The following is an 18866-nucleotide window of genomic DNA, read 5'->3' on the forward strand; positions in this document are numbered from 1 at the left end:
CTTCAGGCTATAGACAATGGAAAAACAGAGCTTGTTAAACTTTTAATAGAGAAAGGAGCAGACACTACAGTTGTAAATAAGGAAAAGAAGACGGTATTTGATATAGCTAGAGAAAAAAATTATGATGATATATTAGAGTTAGAAAATAAATAAAAAGCGAGCCGAAGCCAGCAAGTAAATTTATTTATTTGCTGATTATAGGCGTAGGCGAGCATGACAACAATAAAATAAGACTGTATTTGATATAGCTAGAGAAAAAGGCTATGATGATATTGTCGCTTTAGAAAAATAATATTTTAAAGTGATAAACGAGCAGCTGATAACTAATGATGAAGTTTTCAGCTGTTTTTTTATTAACTGTAATAATAAACTTGTTTCAAAAGTACTTGATATATAATAAAAAAAATTCATTTTATCAACTAATACACTTTATATATTATTAACTTTTTTGTCGCACACGCTCTGGGGACTTAGTCGGCACGCTTCACAAAGAACTACGTTTTTATAAATTATATCTTATATTTAATAAAATATATATTTAATATAAAATTACAGCAATTGCACTTTTTGGTTCTTTTTGCGGCAGGAAAAAGAACAATAAAAAAATTGACAAAGTTAAAAATTTTCAGTATATAAAATATCTTATCAGTAGCAACAATAATAAAAAATAAGATAATATAATATTGATAAAGTCAGAAACTTAATTATAATTAATTAAATTATATTTGGAGTTTTATATGAAGATATATGAAATTATTTTTAGCCCAACAGGCGGAACAAAAAAGGTTGCCGATGCAATTGCTTCAGAAATAAGTCAAAAAACTAACAGTAATATAGAAAAAGTTGATTTAACTGATTATAGTATGGATTTCTCAAGCGTAAAAATATCTCAAGATGATATTGCTGTTATTGCAGTACCGTCTTATGCAGGCAGAGTTCCGGAAATAGCATCAAAACGTATATCTCAAATAAAAGGTAATGGAGCTAATACTGTTATTGTATCTGTTTATGGTAATAGAGATTATGAAGATACTTTAATTGAACTTTACGATATAGCGAAAGAGTTAAATTTTAAAGTTACTTCTGCTATAGCTGCAATTGCTAAACATTCTATAGCTTATAAATACGCTTCTAATAGACCAGATGAAAATGATATAGCAAAACTCAAAGAATTCGCAGTTAACATAATAAATGCTTCTGAAATTTTAGATGAAAATAAATTAAAAGGCAATCGTCCATATAGACAAATAAGTAAAGTATCATTAGTACCAAAAACTACAAATAAATGCAATGATTGTAAATTATGTGCTAAGAAATGCCCAGTTCAGGCAATAGATATTAATAATCCTAAAATAATTGATAAAAATAAATGTATATCCTGTATGAGATGCGTTTCAATATGCAATTCATCAGCTAAAAATATTAGTAAGATTATGTTAACTTTGGTTCATTTTGCTTTGAGAAAATCATGCTCTAAAGCAAAAGATTATGAATTTTATATTAACAAATTATAGTTTTATCAAATAGAAGTATATTTTTACTTATCTAGTTTTGGAGATACATATATATTATTTTGTTTTAATTTAAAGGCAAATACTATTACAGCCATTGCTAATATTATAAATATGAATGCTATAACTAATGTATATATTCTTGGCTTGTTTACTATAGTATTATTTATTTTATCGTATAATATTTCAGTTTTTGAATTTGCGGAGATATTATTATCTGAATTTTCTAAATATGAGTTTGTAAGCATTATTTCTTTTCCTTCATAAGTGAAACTATAAATTACATTTGCAAATTTTTGTTTTTTGATAATACCGTATTCATAATGCTCAATACTTTCTATATTGGCATTTACTTTGATTATATTTTCATTATTAAATCTAAAATGAAGATAGATTATAATAAATGATGCCGATAAAAATATCAGTCCTATGAAAAATAGTATAGCTTTATATTTTATAATTTTTAATTTATTATTCATATAGTAGTAATAATAATATATTTTTATTTTTTATCAAATAGTAGTTTTAAAAAATTATAAAAATTACAAGTATATATTAAATTTCTTTACTAGACTTTATAAGTTAGGTTTTTATTAATTGAATTTTATATTTATTTAATATAATATTATTTAATGAAATTATATATTTAGGGTAGGTTTTTCTTTATGAAAAAAGTTATTTATTTTGTCTTTTTATTTATTAGCATTATATTTATTTCATGCTCTTCAAAAGAGAATAAATATAATGAATTATTTATAAATGTAGGTTCTGAACCTAAGACAATAGATCCGGCATTAAGTATATCCATAGCAGACTCGACATATATAATTCATGCTTTTGAAGGGCTTTTGTCTAAAGATAAAGAAGGAAAATTAATAGGAGCTGCTGCTGAAAGCTGGGATATAAGTGAAGACGGACTAGTTTATACATTTCATTTGAGAACTAATGCAAAATGGTCTGACGGAGTTAATGTAACTGCTGAAGATTTTGTATATTCTTGGAAAAGAGTTGTAGATAGAAATACTGCAAGTGAAGGAAGTTTGCAATTAGAGCCTATAAAAAATGCTAGAGATATAATATTCGGAAAATTGAATTCTGATTCTTTAGGTGTAAAAGCTATTAATGATTATACTTTTGAAGTTACATTAGAAAGACCTATGCCTTATTTTTTGGAATTAACATCTCTTTCTACTTTTTATCCTGTGAGAAAGGATATTATTGAAAAATATGGAGATACTTGGACTATGAATCCTGAAAGTTATGTATGTAACGGTCCTTATATGATTCTTGAAAGAAGTATAGATGATAAAATAGTAATGGTTAAAAATGTTAATTATTGGGATTATTGGAATATTATTCCTGAAAAAATAACTTTTGTTATTATGAATAATCCTACATCTTCAGAAGCAGCTATAAAAGAAGGTTCATTACATTTTTCAACTATATTGCAGAATAATGATATAGATAAATTAAGAAATGAAGGATATGTTCAATATATTAGTAAGCTTGGGGTAATTTATTATGCTTTGAATATTACTAATGAAGTATTGAAAGATGATAGGGTGAGAAAGGCTTTATCTCTTGTTATAGATAGAAATTATATAGTTAATAATGTTGTGAAATCAGGTCTTCCTGCAGGTGCTCTTGTTCCTTTCGGAATTCCGTATTCTGAAGGCGATTTTAGAGAAGTAGGGGGAGATTATATAAGCGTTAAGCCCGAAGATTATGCAACAAATTTGTATGAAGCTAGAAGATTAATGGCAGAAGCAGGATATCCAAATGGAAACAATTTTCCTGTTATAACTTTCTTATCAGATTCAACAGCATCATCTCAAATTTTTGAAGCAGTACAGCATATGTGGAAGGAAACTTTAAATATTGACAGTACAATAGATCAAGAGGAATTAGCGGTATTCTTACAAACATTCTTTACTGATAAAAATTATGTTTTGGCAAGAGGAGGCTGGACAGCTGATTATACTGATCCTATGACATTTTTGAGTTTATTTTTAAGTTATAGTCCTCAAAATCATTCATCGTTCAGCAATGAAGAATATGATAACTTGATTATTTCTTCTATGTCTATGACAAATGAAATTGAAAGAATGAATACTTTGCATAAGGCTGAAAAGATATTGTTTGATAATGATGTAATTATACCTTTATATTATGATACAGTACCTATATTGATAAGTCCTAAATTGAAAAATGTTGTATATGATACTTTATCAAGATATAGATTCAATTATGCTTATTTGGACGAATAACATATTTAATTTATTTATATTTAATAATGTTAATTTTTTATAGAATTTTTTTCATTTTTAATATATATTTATAGCAATATTTTTCATGTTATTTCATTACAAATAACAAATAATTTAAGAGGGATAATTTAATGTCAGAAAATCAAAATAATTCTGAAAATACACAAAATGAAAAAAATACTAGTGTAGAAAAAAATGCAGAAAAAGAAAACAGAAGAGAAAAGTTAAACACATTAAGAGGTATGGGAATAAACCCATTTCCAAACAGTTATGATGTAACTTATAAATCTAAGGATATAGCAGAGAAATTTGAAGAGTTAGAGAAGAATGAAACAGAAGTTGCCGTTGCCGGAAGAATTATGCTTTATAGGGTAATGGGTAAGTCTTCATTTTTAACTATAAAGGATGCTGTAGGTACTATTCAGGCTTATATACAAAAAGATAAAGTAGGCGATGAGTTCTATAATACAGTATTCAAAAAATTAATAGATATAGGTGATATCGTAGGTGTAAAAGGTACTGTTTTTAAAACTAAAACAGGTGAAATTACAATATATGCAAATGAATTAAAATTATTAACTAAATCACTTAATCCATTGCCTGAAAAATTCCATGGATTAACAGATACAGAACTTCGCTACAGACAAAGATATGTTGATTTGATAATGAATGATGATGTTAAAGAAGCATTTATTAAAAGATCTAAAATGATTTCTGCTATAAGAGAAGTAATGATAGAAAATAACTTCTTGGAAGTAGAAACTCCTATGATGCACCCTTTGATTGGAGGAGCTAAGGCTAAACCTTTCATCACACATCATAATACTTTGGATATGACATTATATTTGAGAATAGCACCTGAACTTTATTTGAAAAGATTGGTTGTAGGCGGTTTTGACAGAGTATTTGAGCTTAATAGAAATTTCCGTAATGAAGGTATATCTACAAGACATAATCCTGAGTTTACTATGATGGAAGCATATATGGCTTATGCTAATTTCCACAAAGTTATGGAATTGGTAGAAGAAGTATTCTCAAAAGTATGTTTCAAATTAAATGGAAAATATACTTCTCAGTATAAAGATTATGAGATTAATTTCAAACCTCCATTTGCAAGAGTGCCTATGGTTGATTTGGTTAAAGAGCATTCAGGACTTGATTTCAATGCTATACAGTCAGATGATGAAGCATTGGAGAAAGCTAAATCAGTAGGTGTGGAAATAGATACTTCAAAAACTAAACCTACTAAATGGGAAGTAATGGTGGCAGTATTTGAAGAAAAAGTCGAAGAAAAATTGATACAGCCTACATTTGTTATTAATTATCCTAAGGCAGTTTCTCCGCTTTCAAAATCTTATCCTGATAATCCAGATATTACAGAGAGATATGAATTATTTATAGGCGGAATGGAGATGTCTAATGGATTCAGCGAGCTTAATGACCCAATAGATCAAAAAGAAAGATTTGAAGAACAATTAAAAGCTAAAGCACGCGGTGAAGATGAAACTATGGATATGGATTTAGACTATATCAATGCTTTGGAATACGGACTTCCTCCTACAGGCGGACTTGGAATAGGTATTGACAGAATGGCTATATTATTCTTGAATGTTGCTAGTATTAGAGATACTATTCTTTTCCCTCAGATGAGAAAATTAGATTAATTGTTTAAATGTATAAAAAAATTAAGAAAAATTTATTACTAATTTCATACTATTCTGTTTTACATAAAACAAAATAATATAATAAAGAGGGTAAAAATGAAAAGAATCTATTTACTATTTATCATTTTTGTGCTTGCTATTTCCTGTTCTAATAAGACAGAAAGCACTCAAAATACTGCAGATAATAATGCAGCAGCAGAAACTCAATTAAGTTCAAATACTCAAGTGTTTGAAGGCGATTTTGTTTACTATGCTGATTCTGCTAATTTCAGCAATTACACAGAAATGAAAAACTATCCTGTAGCTATGGAAGGTGAATATCTTAACTTAGAGAGAGAATATACAGGATTTAATTTTGCTGAACCTACTAAAGTTAATTTGAAAGTTGAAGGTTATTTAGAAGAAAGACCTGGTATGGAAGAAGGAACTACAAATATGTTTTTAATAGTTACAAAAGTTATAGGTTTTGATACTAATAAAACAACTCCTTTATTCCAAGAATAATAGATTTTAATTAGATTATATGATGCTGGCGTATAATTTATTATATGTCAGCATTTTTATTTTAAAAATACATTAGTTTATCATTAAACCTATAATTACTTATCAAAAAATAATATTTACTATTTACAAAAATGGCTATTAAGATATAATCTTCTTTTATATTATTATGATTATTTTTTGTTTGGGATATTTATGAGAAAAATTAATATACTTATTTGTTTAATATCTATAGTAATTACTTTTACAGCATTATTTTCTGTGAATTATTTAAGTAAAAATGATTCTGATACTTCTTTGAGCAATATCAATATAATGAATAGTACTTATAAAGAATCAAGAGATTATATATTAGATGATTATTATATATTTGATTATTCTAATAAAGAACAGAAATTAAGAGAAATATTTAAATCAACTCCTATAGCTTCAAGGCTTAAATATAGAGCCAGTTTAATATCTCATTTGGGTGAGGAAGAGATTGTCATAAATGGTATTGATATAAAAAATGATGATGAAGTTTTTGGTATTTTAAATAACCGCACATTAGAAAATTTTAATCCTGATAATTCAATTATTATAAGTAAGTCAATAGCTTCTGTATTGGATGTTAATACTAATGATACAATAATATTAAAACTTATTACAAAAACAGGACATTATAATGCTGAAGAATATACTATAATAGAAGTGTCCGATAGGCTGAATTATAATTATGCATTAATAGATATTAATAATTTAAATAACTTTGTAGGTTTGGAAAATGCTGCTACTGAAATATATGTGAAGCAGAATATAAGCGATGATAAATTGTTTGATTATGATAATGATATAAATCAAATTTTTGGAAATGGCTTTGCTGCTTATACTAAAAAAGATATTTTGGGAGATAATTATAAAGTTAATGAAAATGATTCCAAATATAAAATATATATAATATTAATATATTTATTTGTTTTGCTTTCAGTATTTATATTTATTAATTCATATACTATTTACAGCTATAGAGAATTATTAAAATCAAAATTATTATACAGTGCTTCTGGATTTGCTATATCTTTCATTATATATTTCTTTATATTATTGTATAAGGGTGAATTAGAATTTGATTATATATATCCATTACTTTTTATTATAAATATATTATCAGTTATTATAGCCAATGTTAAATATCAGGTTTGGGAGAAAGTATTTTTACAAGATGATGAGTATAAAAAAAGTAAGAATATACTAATCATATTCGGACTTGTATGTACTTATATGATAGTATTTTTGGTATTGTATATATCATTTTTTGTATTTGCAAATAAATCAAATGGAAATATTAATAAAGAATCACCTGAAAAAATTGTGAGGATAGTGAAGAATAACACTTCAAGAAATACATTTTTATTCAATGGTTCAATAGATTTCTCTACAAATAATAGTCTAACTAATTTATTATTTAAAGAAATTAGTTCTTATGATGAGTATGCTGATATAGAAACGGTCTTAACTTTTCCTGTTGGAGTTGTTATAAGAACAGGAAGCATATATTCAAGGGTTTATGCTTATGATAAGAATATATTAGAAAATGGAATGAGCATATCAAATATACTTATAGAAGGTGAGATGTTTGAAAGTCCTAAAAGAGAAATTATAATAGGTAAGGATTTAGCTAATTATTTGAATTTAAAAATAGGTGATGCTTTATCACTTATAGCAAAGGCATCAAGGGGCTGGCTTGAAACAGGATATTTTTATGTAAGCGGCATATATGATTTAAAGGATAAAAATTATGATATTATAGGCGATGTAACTGCTATGAATAGTTTTATATATCTTAAAGAAGGTGATAAATCTCCTTATAATGAAAGCATAATAGTTTTTTCTGGCAATGATGATATATATTCACTTTTAAATAGCAATAAAATAATAAATGAAAATGATTTGAAAATTGTTTCAGCTGAAAAAGCATATTATATGGAAAATTCCAGCTCAATTAAAAATATTACTATTTTGCTTATAATAACTTTAGCTTTTTCTCTTGCTTTATTATCTTCATCTGTATTATCTATTTTCCACAGAAGATTATCGAAGTATATAAATGCTTGGAATAAAAGTTTATTATTAAATGGTTTATATGCTTTGTCATTTATTATTTCTTTAATATTATCTATTGTAATAATATCTATATTTATGATATTTAGTATTAAATTGGTTTTATTTAGTTTATGTATAGTATTATTATCATTTGTACTATCGCTTTTAATATCTAATTACAATTATATATAGAGGTTAAGGATTAAAAATGAATTTTTTAAAGAAAGTATCAAAAAGAAATAAAATAATATTTTTAGTAGTGATTATATTTTTATTTATAATGCATCTATATATGTATAAGACAGCTCATTCTATGAGGGTTAGATATATTACTTTAGAGTTTGAAGATTTACCTAAAAGTTTTGATAATATGAAATTGGCTTTAGCGGCAGATATGCATGCTGGGCTTTATATACCAGAAAGTCATGTAAGAAGAATGTCTGACTTAATAATGAATGAAAAACCTGATATGATATTATTTGGAGGTGATTATATTTATAGTGCACCTCATAAATTCAGTCATTATGATAAAAAGAATACTGAGAAATTCAATAATGGCATAAAAGGTTTGGAAGCTAAATATGGAAAATATGCAGTTTTAGGAAATCATGATAATTGGGAAAGCACCGAAGATGTTTCTAATGCTTTATACTCTAATGGATTTAAAGTAATAGATAATAATATTTTATTCATAACAAATGAAAGCGGAGAATATATGTCTATTGGAGGAGTAGGAGATTTTTTAACTGATGATGTTAAATTTGATATAGCTACTAGTAATGTTAAAGCCGAGGATTTCCATATACTATTATCTCATGAACCTAATATACCTTTGAAAAGAGCAAAAGACGGAGGATATATGAAGTTTATAGATTTCTTTTTCTCAGGACATACACATGGACTTCAGATAAGTTTTCTTCCTATGTGGGTATGGGAAGGAATAAATAAAAATAGAGAGTATCCTCTTTTTCCTGCTATTTATGGTCTTATGAATTATGCTAATATGAAGGTTTATGTTACTTGCGGAATAGGGGCAGTGCTTATGCCTTTTAGATTATTTGCTTATCCTGAAGTAGTTATAATAACTTTAAAAAGCAGTAAGTAATAGAATAATAAAAAAATAGGCTTTAAATATTAAAATTTAAAGCCTATTTTATTTCTTTAATAATTAAACCTTATTAAAATATTTTTGTGTAAAAATGGCAGTAAGGCATAGAACCTTTTTTAGCATAATAATTCTGATGATAATCTTCTGCCTCATAAAAGTTTTTGTATGGTCTTATAGTTGTAGCAACATCATAATTTTTTTCTCTTAACATTTTTACATATTTTTCTGCTGTTTCTTTTTCTTCATCATTTTGATAGAAAATAGCAGATAAATATTGCGATCCTATATCAGGACCTTGTCCGTTTTTTTGAGTAAAATCATGAGTTTCAAAGAAAAGTTTAACCAATTCTTCATAAGTAGTTTTTTCTGGATCATAAGCAACTCTTACAGTTTCTAAATGTCCTGTAAGTCCTGTGCATACTTCCTGATATGTAGGATTTACTTTATGTCCTCCTGCATATCCGCTTACAACTGAAAGAACTCCTTTTGATTTTTCAAACCAGTATTCTGTACCCCAGAAACATCCGGAAGAAAAATATGCATATTTTACATTTTCAGGCATAGCTGTACTATTGTTCATATTGTTACCTTTATCATTAATATTTTGACTGTTAAGTTTTTCAGAGCATGAAATAATTGATAATAAAGATAAGATTGTTATTATTATTTTTTTTATCATAGTATATATTAAACTCCGCAATTTTAGATTTTTTGTTCTTTATTATCTTGAAATATTATTTATTTTTCAGGATTTTCATTATTATTTTCATTAGTGAATTTATTAACGAAATTTAAAGAAACAGAATTAATGCAGTATCTAGTCTCTTTTTCTGTAAAACCTTCTCCATAGAATACATGTCCCATATGTCCGCCGCATTTTGCACATACGACTTCAATTCTGTCTCCATCAGGTACTAATTTGATGTTTTCTTTTATAGCATCATCAAAACTAGGCCATCCAGTTCCGGAATTAAATTTTGCCTCAGAACGAAATAATGGAGTATCGCAGATTTTGCATGTATATATTCCGTCTTCTTTTACATTTAAAAGATCTCCTGAGAAAGGAATTTCTGTACCTTTATTAATTAATACATGATATTCTTTTGCTGAAAGAGTTTTAGTTTCATTACAGACATTACATACTTCTTTATTATCCGCTTCATCACATGATATAACGATTATCAAGATTGAAATTAGTATTAATATATTTCTTAACATAATTACTATTATATAAATTTTTCTTTAAAAATCAATAGCATTATACTACCTATGTATATTTAGAGGAAATGAATATGCAGTTCTATCTCTTAAATCAAATATATTTCCAGCAGTATCTATTAATTTATAATCAAACATATGAGTAAATTTCTTATATTTTATTTTTGTTGGTAATTGTATAGTTTCTATATTTCCGGAATAAGCATCTATTCTATACAAAACCATAGCATCAATTTGATTATTGGACATTTTTTCTTGTATTATAGCAGGAGTATCTAAATACACTTTATTATCTTCTTTTAAATAAAAGAATCCGCCTATATAATGATTAAGAAATGAAAGAAATTGAATTTTCCAAATTATTTTTTTATTGCTGTATAATGAAACTGACTCATCATTATCTACTAAAAGCAGCTCTTTATTAGCAGCATTAAAAATTTTAGATACTCTTATTTCAGAATATCCTATTAATTCTTTAGTTTCAGTTAAAGTGTTAAAATTCAAATAATTTATCACTCTATTTTCTGTTATAGAAGGATATGTAAATACAACTCTATTTTCATTAAAACATCCGTTTCCAATGATTATATTTTCTTTTAATGTATGCATAGTTTTTTTAGTCTGCACATCATATACAAATACTTTCATTATATTTACTTCTCTTGCCCTAATTAATATATATCTTTGATTTCCTGTAAAAAATGCTTCATATACATAAAGGTCATTTATTTCTAATAATACTTTATTTGTTCCTATTTCTATTATTTTAAATACATTATTTTGAGAATCATTGCTTGTAACGGAAATTGTCATAATTTTAGTTCCGTCCAATGACATATCAACTATAGAGTATGATCTTGCATTTTTATGAAATGTTCTGCATATATCTAATTTGAAGTCATATAAAAAACTATTGCAGCTTCCTTTATAATATGGTCTAAATATTCCTTTATTAGTTTTTTGATTTATGTATATATAATAATCATCTTTTTCAATTTCATTATATAGAACATTTTGTTTAGATATCATCAATAATTCTCCTAATTTTTTATTTTCACTATCATCATTGGTTCTATTTTAGCATCTGTTTTATACTCTAATACTGCATAATAATCATAAATTTCTATAGCTTTAGCCGATGCTACAAGTTTTTCTTCATTTTTATAAAATCTGTACTTATATAGCATTTCGCTTGTATACCAAACATCTCCTTTTTCATTACTTCTCACAGATATATATCCTTTTTCTGTATTATTATTAACTGGTATTTTTGGTATATTGCTTATATTATTAGTAGGATTATTTCCTGGGTTTGGAAGCTCAAGAACCTTATCTACTTTATATATATTAAATTCATCTCCAACTTTAATATTGTTATTTTTTCCAAGATTTATATATAATTTATTATCTTCTATTCTAGTTACTATTCCTGTTAAAGGAGGATTTCCCAAATATTCTGTTATATTATTTGCTATTTTATTTAATGCAACTGCAGATGCTGCTCCTAATGCTGTTTCTGTGAAAAGGGCATCTTCTGCTGAATATACAGGGCTATTATTAGGCAGAGTATAAGTTCCGGTATCAGTAAATGATTTTACCGTTTTCAATGTATTTATATCTATAAGATTTACTTTAAACTTAACATTAGCTGTATCTTTACCGCCTTTTTTTAAATTAAAATCTAATATTTCACCTGTTATTATATAATCAGAATTAAATGTTTCTTTTATAAAGTCAGAAGCTAACTGCAAATTAGTTTGCATAGTTTTATATGATGCTACAATATCATAAGAGCTGAAATATGATATTAAAAGATCATAGTCGGTTACACTAACCATTTTTGTATTGATTAATGAGTCTTCAAGTACCCTTACTACTCCGTCATCAGCTTTATACTCTTCTACCCAAGTTTCATCAGCACTTTCAAACGGCAGTATAGTTATAGTTATTGAGTAGGCATTAATACTAAAGAGTAGTATTGCTATTAATAATATAAATTTATTTCTTATAAAAATCATATAATTAGTAATCTTTGTCTATTTCTTCTTCTCTTTTCGGATTTTTACATGCCATTAATGCATTTATAGATATTAACGACAGTAATATTCCAAAAATAAAAATAATTTTCCTAAAAAAGTTCATAGTAAAAATCCATTAAATTTATGTATATATATTATATTAAAAAACTTCAACAATTTCAATAATTAAGATAAATATTTTTATATATATTCTTTTGTAAAAATATATTTGACAACTTAATTAACATAATATATCATATATGAATGAATAATAAGAATGAAAAAAAATTGAATGATAAAGCTTTAAAAACAATAAGTCAGGCTAATAAGAAAGCTGTTATGCTGATTGTTTTTTCTATAATATTTTCAGTATCGCTTATTGTTGTGATATTTTATTACTTTTTCATAAGTAAATTAGATATAGCTAAAAAGAATGATGAACCTTTATACTTTTCGGTTCTATTTATAGATGATAATAATGATATTTATGGTGCTTATGTCGGTATAATATCCAGTTTGAATAATAGAATAGGTTTAATAGGGTTGCCAAGAAATATAGCATTATGGGAGAATAATGATTCTGCTCCTCAAGTTATAAGCGAATTATATAAAAATGGAGGAGAGAATGCAGTTTTCAGGGCAATAGAAAATTCTGTGAATAAAAAAATAACTTATAGAATAGCTATTGATAATAATCAAATATCTGATATCATAGATTTGATCGGCGGCGTTAAAATGTACGTTGAAGAGCCTATTAATTTTAAAGATGAGGAGAAAGGATACGAACTGTCATTTGATATAGGCGAATGGATGTTTACAGGAAAAAAGATAATATCATATCTTCACTATTTAAATATGAAAGGGTATGAGGACATAGAAACTTTATACAGATTGGAAGATGTTGTAGTTAATTCTATGATAGCTTTGATACAAAGTCCTCAGCTTAGAAATATTATACATTCTAAAGATATGAGAAATGCTATATTTTCAAAAATTAAAAGCAATTTAAGACCTCCTGATATTAAAGCCATTATGAATATACTTGCAAACAGTAATGAAAGAACATTAGTTATAGAAAATATTGATGCGAGAGTAGATGACAATGGTATTTTGACTCCCATATTTGAAGGAAGTGCTTTTATTAAGCAGATGGACGATTTAACATTATATGTTGAGCTTAAAACACAGAAAAGCGAATTGAATAATGAGGATGTAAGTTTAACTGTATTAAATGCTACAACAGTTGGAGGGCTTGCCGATAGAATAAATATAAGAATGCGTTACAGAGGTTTTGCTGCCGGAGAATACGGCAATTTCGGTACTAATCTCAATGAAAGTGTTGTTCTTATAAGGGACGGACAAATTGAGAAGGCATTTATGGTTGCCAATGAAGGCAGAGTAACAAGAGTATATGCAAAGACAGATAGAAGAGTATTAAATAATGCAGTATTAATTTTGGGGAATGATTACTATGAAATTACACAATGATAAAAACAATGAAAATAAAGAATTAAATAACAATGAAGCAAATGAGGTTTTAGAAACAAAACTTAAAAAAAGAAAGAAAAAATTTATAGACAAAGAAAAAGCTAAAGAATTAACTTTAAAAGCAGCCAAAGCTTTATACGATAAGAAACTTGAAGATATTGTTATATTGGATTTGGAAGATGTAACAACACTTTCCGACTTTTTTATATTGTCTACAGCTTCTTCTTCTCCTCAGATGAAAGCAGGTTCAGATGCAGTTTATAAGGATTTAAAAGAAGATGGAGTTCTTCCTTATGCTGAGAATGACAATGATCCGGAAGGTGTTTGGTATTTGAGCGATTATGGATTTTTAGTCGTTCATATATTTACTGAGGAAGGCAGAGAATATTATAATCTTGATAAATTATGGCATGAAGCTAAGAAAATAGATATGCCAGAAATATAATTTTTATTTTAATATTTTGGAGTATTTTATGAAGAGAATTACTATTATACTATCAATCATTTTTATCTTTGCTAAGATGTCATTTGCAGCAAGCGGATGGCAATTTGGTTTTATGGTTCCTATCGGAATGAGTTTAGGTTTTTATAATGTTAGTTTTGGTAATACTGCTACTGAAGATTATAAAAAGAATTATAAAAAAGACAGCGGTACAGTTGGATTTGATGCCGGAGTAAATATTTACGGAGGATATGCTGTATCAGATGGAGATATAGGAATAAGTTTATTATTAGATTTAGGATATTCTCATGATTCATTCGGATTATCTGGTTCTTATAAAGAAAATAATATAGATTACAAGAAAAAAGAATATTATACTTTTGAAAATTTTTCTATAGGTATACTTCCTAAATTCCATTATCAAAATTTTGCTTTCGGATTAGGAATAGGAGTAAAACTTCCATTATATTTAACACATTCAATGGAGCTTACTTCAGGAAATACAACTACAAAAACAGATGGTGTATATGATTTTAATAATATAAAAAATGTAATGAAAAATTCAGTTATTACTTATGTTAAGTTTACATTTGATTATTCTTTATATGTTCATGATAATGTTGCTATTTTATTAGGAGCCTATATAGGTACAGACTTTGGTATAGATTTACGCGGTGCTGAATTAGTTATGGTTGACAGCAGAAATCTAGCTTCATTTGATTTAGGTCTTCAATTAGGTATGAAGATTGGAGAAAATCTTTTTTAATAAAAACAATTAACCTTACAGCATAATTTTTTTATTTTTAATTATACTGTAAGGTTTTATTATTTTATTTCATAAATTTGATATATTATAAAAGTTTCATTTAAATATTTACTTTCATCTTTACCTCTATATTCACCATATTCATCAATAATTTGTTTTGTAATTATACTATTATTAATAATTTCATCTAGCTTATTTATTTCATCTTTAAATATACATTCTTTATCAGGAGTTATTAAACAGCCATAATCTCCAATTATAGTATTGATTTCAGATTTGAAATTTTCTAAATTACCGTCATATTTTATTTCTAATTCTTTAAAAGAATATGATTTATCTAATACTTTCACTGTCCAATTACCAGATAAGCCTGTTTTATACTCTGGCACAAGCTTGCCGTTATAATATATATAATTTGTTATTCCTAAAACACCTTCTATATCTATATTGTCGTAAGAAGAAAATTTTTTAAATGTAGGATTTGTTCTTATCAAATATTCTATATTATCAACTCCTTTATATTTATATGCATAAAATAAATGAGAATCATAATAAGATCTAGATAATTCGTTAATATCTTTTTCTGTAATATCTTTATCATTTAAAGCAATATTAATTAAATTTCTTATATGATAATATGTATAAGGTTTTCCGCTAATAAAACGGTATGACACAAATGGATTGTAAGCTCCGCTATCTATCCAAAATATGTTTTTAATTGTTTCATAAGATAAATCTTTAAATCTTAAGGCATCATAATCATTATTTATTTTATTATATTTTATATCAAATAGATAATATAAGAAATCTATTATTAATTGATTTTTTTCATTATTTATCCATTTGTTATCACTAACATTATTGTTAATAATTCCTCCCCAGCCAAATATACTATCATACATTGCTTTAGCATTTTCATGTTCTTCATAGTTAAAATTTTTAAAGTAGTTTGTTCTAAATGCATCAACACCATACATATCAAAACAAAATATATTAAAATTAATTATAAACATAAAAAAAATTATTAGTTTTTTCATAATTTTATCCTTTTATAGATTAAACTTGTTTCAAAAATATTTTAGAATTTAATTATTAATATATTTTTTATTTTTTAAGTGTTTTATTTCCATTTTATTGTTCTTTTTGCTGTGGAAAAAAGAACAATAAAAAAAATAACATTAAAATATTTTCTTTGTCAAGAACTTATGAAACAAGTCTATTATAATTTATTAATAGGTTTCTACATCATTTATTAATTTTTTTAATTCTTTTGCAAGTATCTCTCTATTTATTATACTGCTTGAAAATCTATTGTATCCTACTATATGTATATTATGTAATTTTGTTACTACTATATGACTATTTTCAACTTTTCTTATACTTTTATTTTCTATTTGGTATATTAATTTTATTACATTAAATACATATTTTCCTTCACAAATTAATATTTGAGGTTTTATATTTTTTATTAATATTTTTATATATTGATGAAATTTATTATAATAGTCAATACCTGTAATATTTTGAAGATTAGTAAATAGTTTTTTTATATTTTTTTGATTTTCAGTTCCTATATAATATAAATTAGTTTTGAAAGCATTCTTTAATAAATCAATTCTTCCTATACTTTCAAATAATTTTCTATTTTGTATTGCAAATCTATATCCATATTTTATATAATCTATTTCATCTAAAGGTTCAAATCTTTGTGCTCTTTTGTTTGTCCATTTTAAATTACCAGCTCCTGTATTAATTCCTAAAAACATTATTGTAGGATTTATAACTAAAGGGCTAAAATATATTTGCATACCTGTATATTGTTTATCAATTTCTTTATTCTCTTTACAAATTTCTAGGATTTGTTTATCCATTTCTTTGATTTCATTTTGAATTTTTATTAATTCTTCCATAAAAAATATTTCCTTATAAATTATAGTTTATCAATTTAATACAATTTTTTAGTATTAGAGCCGCATAAAAATATACAGCTCTAACTTAATATGATTGATTTTATAGATTATTAATTATCTTATATTATATAAAAATATATCAATTCCAATGTAAACTTCCTCCGCATCTGTCGCATTTAGATGAGTGAGTTCTTGGATAAGTAAGTCCGCATTTTGAACATATTAATCTTTTATCTTTAGTTACAACTCCGTATCTTCTATATGCTTCTGTAAATATGCTCATTATATATCTGGTAATTCTGCTTGATTTGTAGAGTATACTAAATAATTGACCGTCTTGAGATGATGTAATAGATAATATTGATATTATTATAAAGGCAATGGCTATTATAATAATAATTGGTATTGATACTGCCTCTTTATTTATTTTACCCATAATTATCATGGAACCTATGCAGAATATTATGAATAATACTATATACATACTCCAAAATATTTTAATTCTTTCTATAAGTTTTTTCATTTGTTTTCCTTTTTATGAAAATATATTACTCATTAGTTGCAAAATAATCATTTATTTCCATCAAATTTGTAACATATTTTTTTGTTATTTCATCGTCATATTTAAATATTATTATGTTTGTACTTTTTGTAATATTATTTGTTGTATCCGATGAATAGCTGGTTATAGTATCATTTTTAATTTCAAAATACATATATGAATCTGCAAATTTAAATAAGGCTGTATCTTTTTTTGGAGATTCTAAATATTGAGTAGCCGCAGCTGTTCCTATAAAAAATAATCCATTAGCTATTGCTCCCCATAAATTATTTTCATCTTCCAATGACTGAATAACAAAATTATAATCTGAAAATCCAATCCAAATTTTTTCATTGCCTTCTTCATAACTGTATGCTTTGCCTGATACTTTATCTATCCATTTTTCTGTTCTTTTTTCTGCCGTGTCATAACATGATACTAAAAGACATTGTATTATTATCATTATAATTAATAATTTTTTCATTTTTAGTTTCCTCTAGGCTTGCATATATATTTGCTGCATATACAAACCATATTAATTTATGATGTTATTTTTCTTCCTTGAGAGTCTTTAAAATTTTTTGTTAAAATCATAATAATGTCTATTATCCACCATATTAAAAATCCTCCTCCAGTTATCATAAATAATATTGCTGTTATTGGTTTTCCAGCATAAAATCTATGTGTTGATGGTATAAATATGCATAATAGTAAAAGCGTACTCCATTTTTTGGCAGGATACATCATTTGTCTTGCTCCGCAATGAGAACAGATTTCATCATCTTTATTAATGATTTTACCGCAGAAACTGCAGAATTTTTCATCTGTATTCCTAGATATAATTGTTTGATTTGATTGGCTGTTATTTTCTTCTAACATTTTAAACTCCTTGAAATTATTTTGATTTATATAAAATAAATTTATATACATAGCTGATGTATTAAATATTGTATGTTTAAAAGTAAACATAATATTTTTGATAAATAAAATTACAGATTCTTTATAGGATATATTTTTTGTATTATTATAAATATATTTTTTATATAAAATTAGCGATGCGATGCGATGCGATGCGATGCGATGCGATGCGATGCGATGCGATGCGATGCGATGCGATGCGATGCGATGCGATTATTTATTATAATTAATTGAATTGCTTTAACCATAATATTTATTATATACAAATAATTTAATAAGTCAACTTTATATATTATATTGTAATTAAAATTTGCAAAAAAATATTAACTATGTTATAATTTTTAGACTAAAAACTTATGTGCCTGTAGCTCAATTGGATAGAGCATCAGATTGCGGTTCTGAAGGTTGGAAGTTCAAATCTTCTCAGGCACG

Annotated in this window: 19 protein-coding genes, 1 tRNA gene and 1 pseudogene; 11 read left to right on the forward strand and 10 right to left on the reverse strand. The window is 25.7% G+C overall.

The window, feature by feature from the left end:
* Together Q0K19_RS13320 and Q0K19_RS13325 are read left to right on the forward strand one after the other, a co-directional pair.
* Positions 1-153, forward strand: a pseudogene (locus Q0K19_RS13320) (ankyrin repeat domain-containing protein); the annotation flags it as partial.
* 584 nt (positions 154-737) lie between these two features.
* Positions 738-1514: a 4Fe-4S binding protein gene (locus tag Q0K19_RS13325; protein WP_297248764.1), complete on the forward strand. Its 777-nt coding sequence runs from the start codon at positions 738-740 to the stop codon at positions 1512-1514.
* Between the two features lie 23 nt (positions 1515-1537).
* Here the strand turns inward: Q0K19_RS13325 and Q0K19_RS13330 are convergent, their stop codons facing one another.
* Positions 1538-1990 (reverse strand): hypothetical protein, encoded by a 453-nt coding sequence (locus tag Q0K19_RS13330; RefSeq protein ID WP_297248766.1) that lies wholly within the window; start codon positions 1988-1990, stop codon positions 1538-1540.
* A 186-nt stretch (positions 1991-2176) separates the two neighbouring features.
* On the opposite strand from Q0K19_RS13330, the gene Q0K19_RS13335 reads away from it, so the two are divergent.
* From Q0K19_RS13335 to Q0K19_RS13355, 5 genes are all read left to right on the forward strand, one after another.
* On the forward strand, positions 2177-3778 hold the full coding sequence (locus Q0K19_RS13335) for a peptide ABC transporter substrate-binding protein (protein ID WP_297248768.1): 1602 nt from the start codon (positions 2177-2179) through the stop codon (positions 3776-3778).
* A gap of 131 nt (positions 3779-3909) precedes the next feature.
* Positions 3910-5442 carry a lysine--tRNA ligase gene (lysS, locus tag Q0K19_RS13340; protein ID WP_014488571.1) on the forward strand — a complete coding sequence of 511 codons (1533 nt, stop codon included), beginning with the start codon at positions 3910-3912 and terminating at the stop codon, positions 5440-5442.
* Between the two features lie 96 nt (positions 5443-5538).
* A complete protein-coding gene (locus Q0K19_RS13345) occupies positions 5539-5946 on the forward strand; it encodes a copper homeostasis protein (protein WP_297248770.1) in 408 nt (135 codons plus the stop codon).
* Between the two features lie 192 nt (positions 5947-6138).
* Positions 6139-8217, forward strand: coding sequence for a hypothetical protein (locus Q0K19_RS13350; protein ID WP_297248772.1), 2079 nt, complete (start codon positions 6139-6141; stop codon positions 8215-8217).
* Between the two features lie 16 nt (positions 8218-8233).
* Positions 8234-9130: a metallophosphoesterase gene (locus tag Q0K19_RS13355; protein ID WP_297248774.1), complete on the forward strand. Its 897-nt coding sequence runs from the start codon at positions 8234-8236 to the stop codon at positions 9128-9130.
* A gap of 73 nt (positions 9131-9203) precedes the next feature.
* Here the strand turns inward: Q0K19_RS13355 and msrA are convergent, their stop codons facing one another.
* Genes msrA through Q0K19_RS13375 form a run of 4 tightly spaced genes read right to left on the reverse strand, consistent with a single transcriptional unit; the run spans position 9204 to position 12369 of the window.
* A complete protein-coding gene (gene msrA / locus Q0K19_RS13360; RefSeq protein WP_297248777.1) occupies positions 9204-9812 on the reverse strand; it encodes a peptide-methionine (S)-S-oxide reductase MsrA in 609 nt (202 codons plus the stop codon).
* 59 nt (positions 9813-9871) lie between these two features.
* Positions 9872-10351 (reverse strand): peptide-methionine (R)-S-oxide reductase MsrB, encoded by a 480-nt coding sequence (gene msrB / locus Q0K19_RS13365; RefSeq protein ID WP_297248779.1) that lies wholly within the window; start codon positions 10349-10351, stop codon positions 9872-9874.
* Between the two features lie 45 nt (positions 10352-10396).
* Positions 10397-11380: a hypothetical protein gene (locus Q0K19_RS13370; protein ID WP_297248781.1), complete on the reverse strand. Its 984-nt coding sequence runs from the start codon at positions 11378-11380 to the stop codon at positions 10397-10399.
* Between the two features lie 11 nt (positions 11381-11391).
* Positions 11392-12369, reverse strand: a complete 978-nt coding sequence (locus tag Q0K19_RS13375; protein WP_297248783.1) for a hypothetical protein — start codon at positions 12367-12369, stop codon at positions 11392-11394.
* A gap of 264 nt (positions 12370-12633) precedes the next feature.
* Here Q0K19_RS13375 and Q0K19_RS13380 point away from each other — a divergent pair, with 264 nt between their 5' ends.
* Genes Q0K19_RS13380 through Q0K19_RS13390 form a run of 3 tightly spaced genes read left to right on the forward strand, consistent with a single transcriptional unit; the run spans position 12634 to position 15065 of the window.
* Positions 12634-13857, forward strand: coding sequence for an LCP family protein (locus Q0K19_RS13380; protein ID WP_297248785.1), 1224 nt, complete (start codon positions 12634-12636; stop codon positions 13855-13857).
* Positions 13841-14302, forward strand: coding sequence for a ribosome silencing factor (gene rsfS, locus Q0K19_RS13385; protein ID WP_297248788.1), 462 nt, complete (start codon positions 13841-13843; stop codon positions 14300-14302). The genes Q0K19_RS13380 and rsfS overlap by 17 nt, the downstream gene beginning before the upstream one ends.
* 28 nt (positions 14303-14330) lie before the next feature.
* The gene (locus tag Q0K19_RS13390) at positions 14331-15065 is read left to right on the forward strand and encodes a hypothetical protein (protein WP_297248790.1); all 735 of its coding nucleotides are present in this window, start codon (positions 14331-14333) and stop codon (positions 15063-15065) included.
* Positions 15066-15124: 59 nt separating this feature from the next.
* On the opposite strand, the gene Q0K19_RS13395 is transcribed toward Q0K19_RS13390, so the two are convergent.
* From Q0K19_RS13395 to Q0K19_RS13415, 5 genes are all read right to left on the reverse strand, one after another.
* Entirely contained in the window at positions 15125-16102 is a 978-nt protein-coding gene (locus Q0K19_RS13395) for a hypothetical protein (protein WP_297248792.1), read from the reverse strand.
* A 192-nt stretch (positions 16103-16294) separates the two neighbouring features.
* Entirely contained in the window at positions 16295-16975 is a 681-nt protein-coding gene (locus tag Q0K19_RS13400) for a hypothetical protein (protein WP_269985430.1), read from the reverse strand.
* 139 nt (positions 16976-17114) lie between these two features.
* Positions 17115-17498: a hypothetical protein gene (locus Q0K19_RS13405; RefSeq protein ID WP_297248794.1), complete on the reverse strand. Its 384-nt coding sequence runs from the start codon at positions 17496-17498 to the stop codon at positions 17115-17117.
* Between the two features lie 25 nt (positions 17499-17523).
* Positions 17524-18000 carry a hypothetical protein gene (locus tag Q0K19_RS13410; RefSeq protein ID WP_297248796.1) on the reverse strand — a complete coding sequence of 159 codons (477 nt, stop codon included), beginning with the start codon at positions 17998-18000 and terminating at the stop codon, positions 17524-17526.
* A gap of 56 nt (positions 18001-18056) precedes the next feature.
* Positions 18057-18395: a TM2 domain-containing protein gene (locus Q0K19_RS13415; RefSeq protein WP_047114161.1), complete on the reverse strand. Its 339-nt coding sequence runs from the start codon at positions 18393-18395 to the stop codon at positions 18057-18059.
* A 397-nt stretch (positions 18396-18792) separates the two neighbouring features.
* Between Q0K19_RS13415 and Q0K19_RS13420 the strand changes: the two genes are divergently transcribed.
* Positions 18793-18866, forward strand: a tRNA-Arg gene (locus tag Q0K19_RS13420).

The organism is uncultured Brachyspira sp. (assembly GCF_944393015.1).
GTDB lineage: Bacteria > Spirochaetota > Brachyspiria > Brachyspirales > Brachyspiraceae > Brachyspira.

What these genes read in the sequence shown, in the direction of transcription:
- Q0K19_RS13325 (WP_297248764.1), top strand. Translation starts at nt 738, where the DNA reads ATGAAGATATATGAAATTATTTTTAGCCCAACAGGCGGAACAAAAAAG.
- Q0K19_RS13330 (WP_297248766.1), bottom strand. Translation starts at nt 1,990, where the DNA reads ATGAATAATAAATTAAAAATTATAAAATATAAAGCTATACTATTTTTC.
- Q0K19_RS13335 (WP_297248768.1), top strand. Translation starts at nt 2,177, where the DNA reads ATGAAAAAAGTTATTTATTTTGTCTTTTTATTTATTAGCATTATATTT.
- lysS (WP_014488571.1), top strand. Translation starts at nt 3,910, where the DNA reads ATGTCAGAAAATCAAAATAATTCTGAAAATACACAAAATGAAAAAAAT.
- Q0K19_RS13345 (WP_297248770.1), top strand. Translation starts at nt 5,539, where the DNA reads ATGAAAAGAATCTATTTACTATTTATCATTTTTGTGCTTGCTATTTCC.
- Q0K19_RS13350 (WP_297248772.1), top strand. Translation starts at nt 6,139, where the DNA reads ATGAGAAAAATTAATATACTTATTTGTTTAATATCTATAGTAATTACT.
- Q0K19_RS13355 (WP_297248774.1), top strand. Translation starts at nt 8,234, where the DNA reads ATGAATTTTTTAAAGAAAGTATCAAAAAGAAATAAAATAATATTTTTA.
- msrA (WP_297248777.1), bottom strand. Translation starts at nt 9,812, where the DNA reads ATGATAAAAAAAATAATAATAACAATCTTATCTTTATTATCAATTATT.
- msrB (WP_297248779.1), bottom strand. Translation starts at nt 10,351, where the DNA reads ATGTTAAGAAATATATTAATACTAATTTCAATCTTGATAATCGTTATA.
- Q0K19_RS13370 (WP_297248781.1), bottom strand. Translation starts at nt 11,380, where the DNA reads ATGATATCTAAACAAAATGTTCTATATAATGAAATTGAAAAAGATGAT.
- Q0K19_RS13375 (WP_297248783.1), bottom strand. Translation starts at nt 12,369, where the DNA reads ATGATTTTTATAAGAAATAAATTTATATTATTAATAGCAATACTACTC.
- Q0K19_RS13380 (WP_297248785.1), top strand. Translation starts at nt 12,634, where the DNA reads ATGAATAATAAGAATGAAAAAAAATTGAATGATAAAGCTTTAAAAACA.
- rsfS (WP_297248788.1), top strand. Translation starts at nt 13,841, where the DNA reads ATGAAATTACACAATGATAAAAACAATGAAAATAAAGAATTAAATAAC.
- Q0K19_RS13390 (WP_297248790.1), top strand. Translation starts at nt 14,331, where the DNA reads ATGAAGAGAATTACTATTATACTATCAATCATTTTTATCTTTGCTAAG.
- Q0K19_RS13395 (WP_297248792.1), bottom strand. Translation starts at nt 16,102, where the DNA reads ATGAAAAAACTAATAATTTTTTTTATGTTTATAATTAATTTTAATATA.
- Q0K19_RS13400 (WP_269985430.1), bottom strand. Translation starts at nt 16,975, where the DNA reads ATGGAAGAATTAATAAAAATTCAAAATGAAATCAAAGAAATGGATAAA.
- Q0K19_RS13405 (WP_297248794.1), bottom strand. Translation starts at nt 17,498, where the DNA reads ATGAAAAAACTTATAGAAAGAATTAAAATATTTTGGAGTATGTATATA.
- Q0K19_RS13410 (WP_297248796.1), bottom strand. Translation starts at nt 18,000, where the DNA reads ATGAAAAAATTATTAATTATAATGATAATAATACAATGTCTTTTAGTA.
- Q0K19_RS13415 (WP_047114161.1), bottom strand. Translation starts at nt 18,395, where the DNA reads ATGTTAGAAGAAAATAACAGCCAATCAAATCAAACAATTATATCTAGG.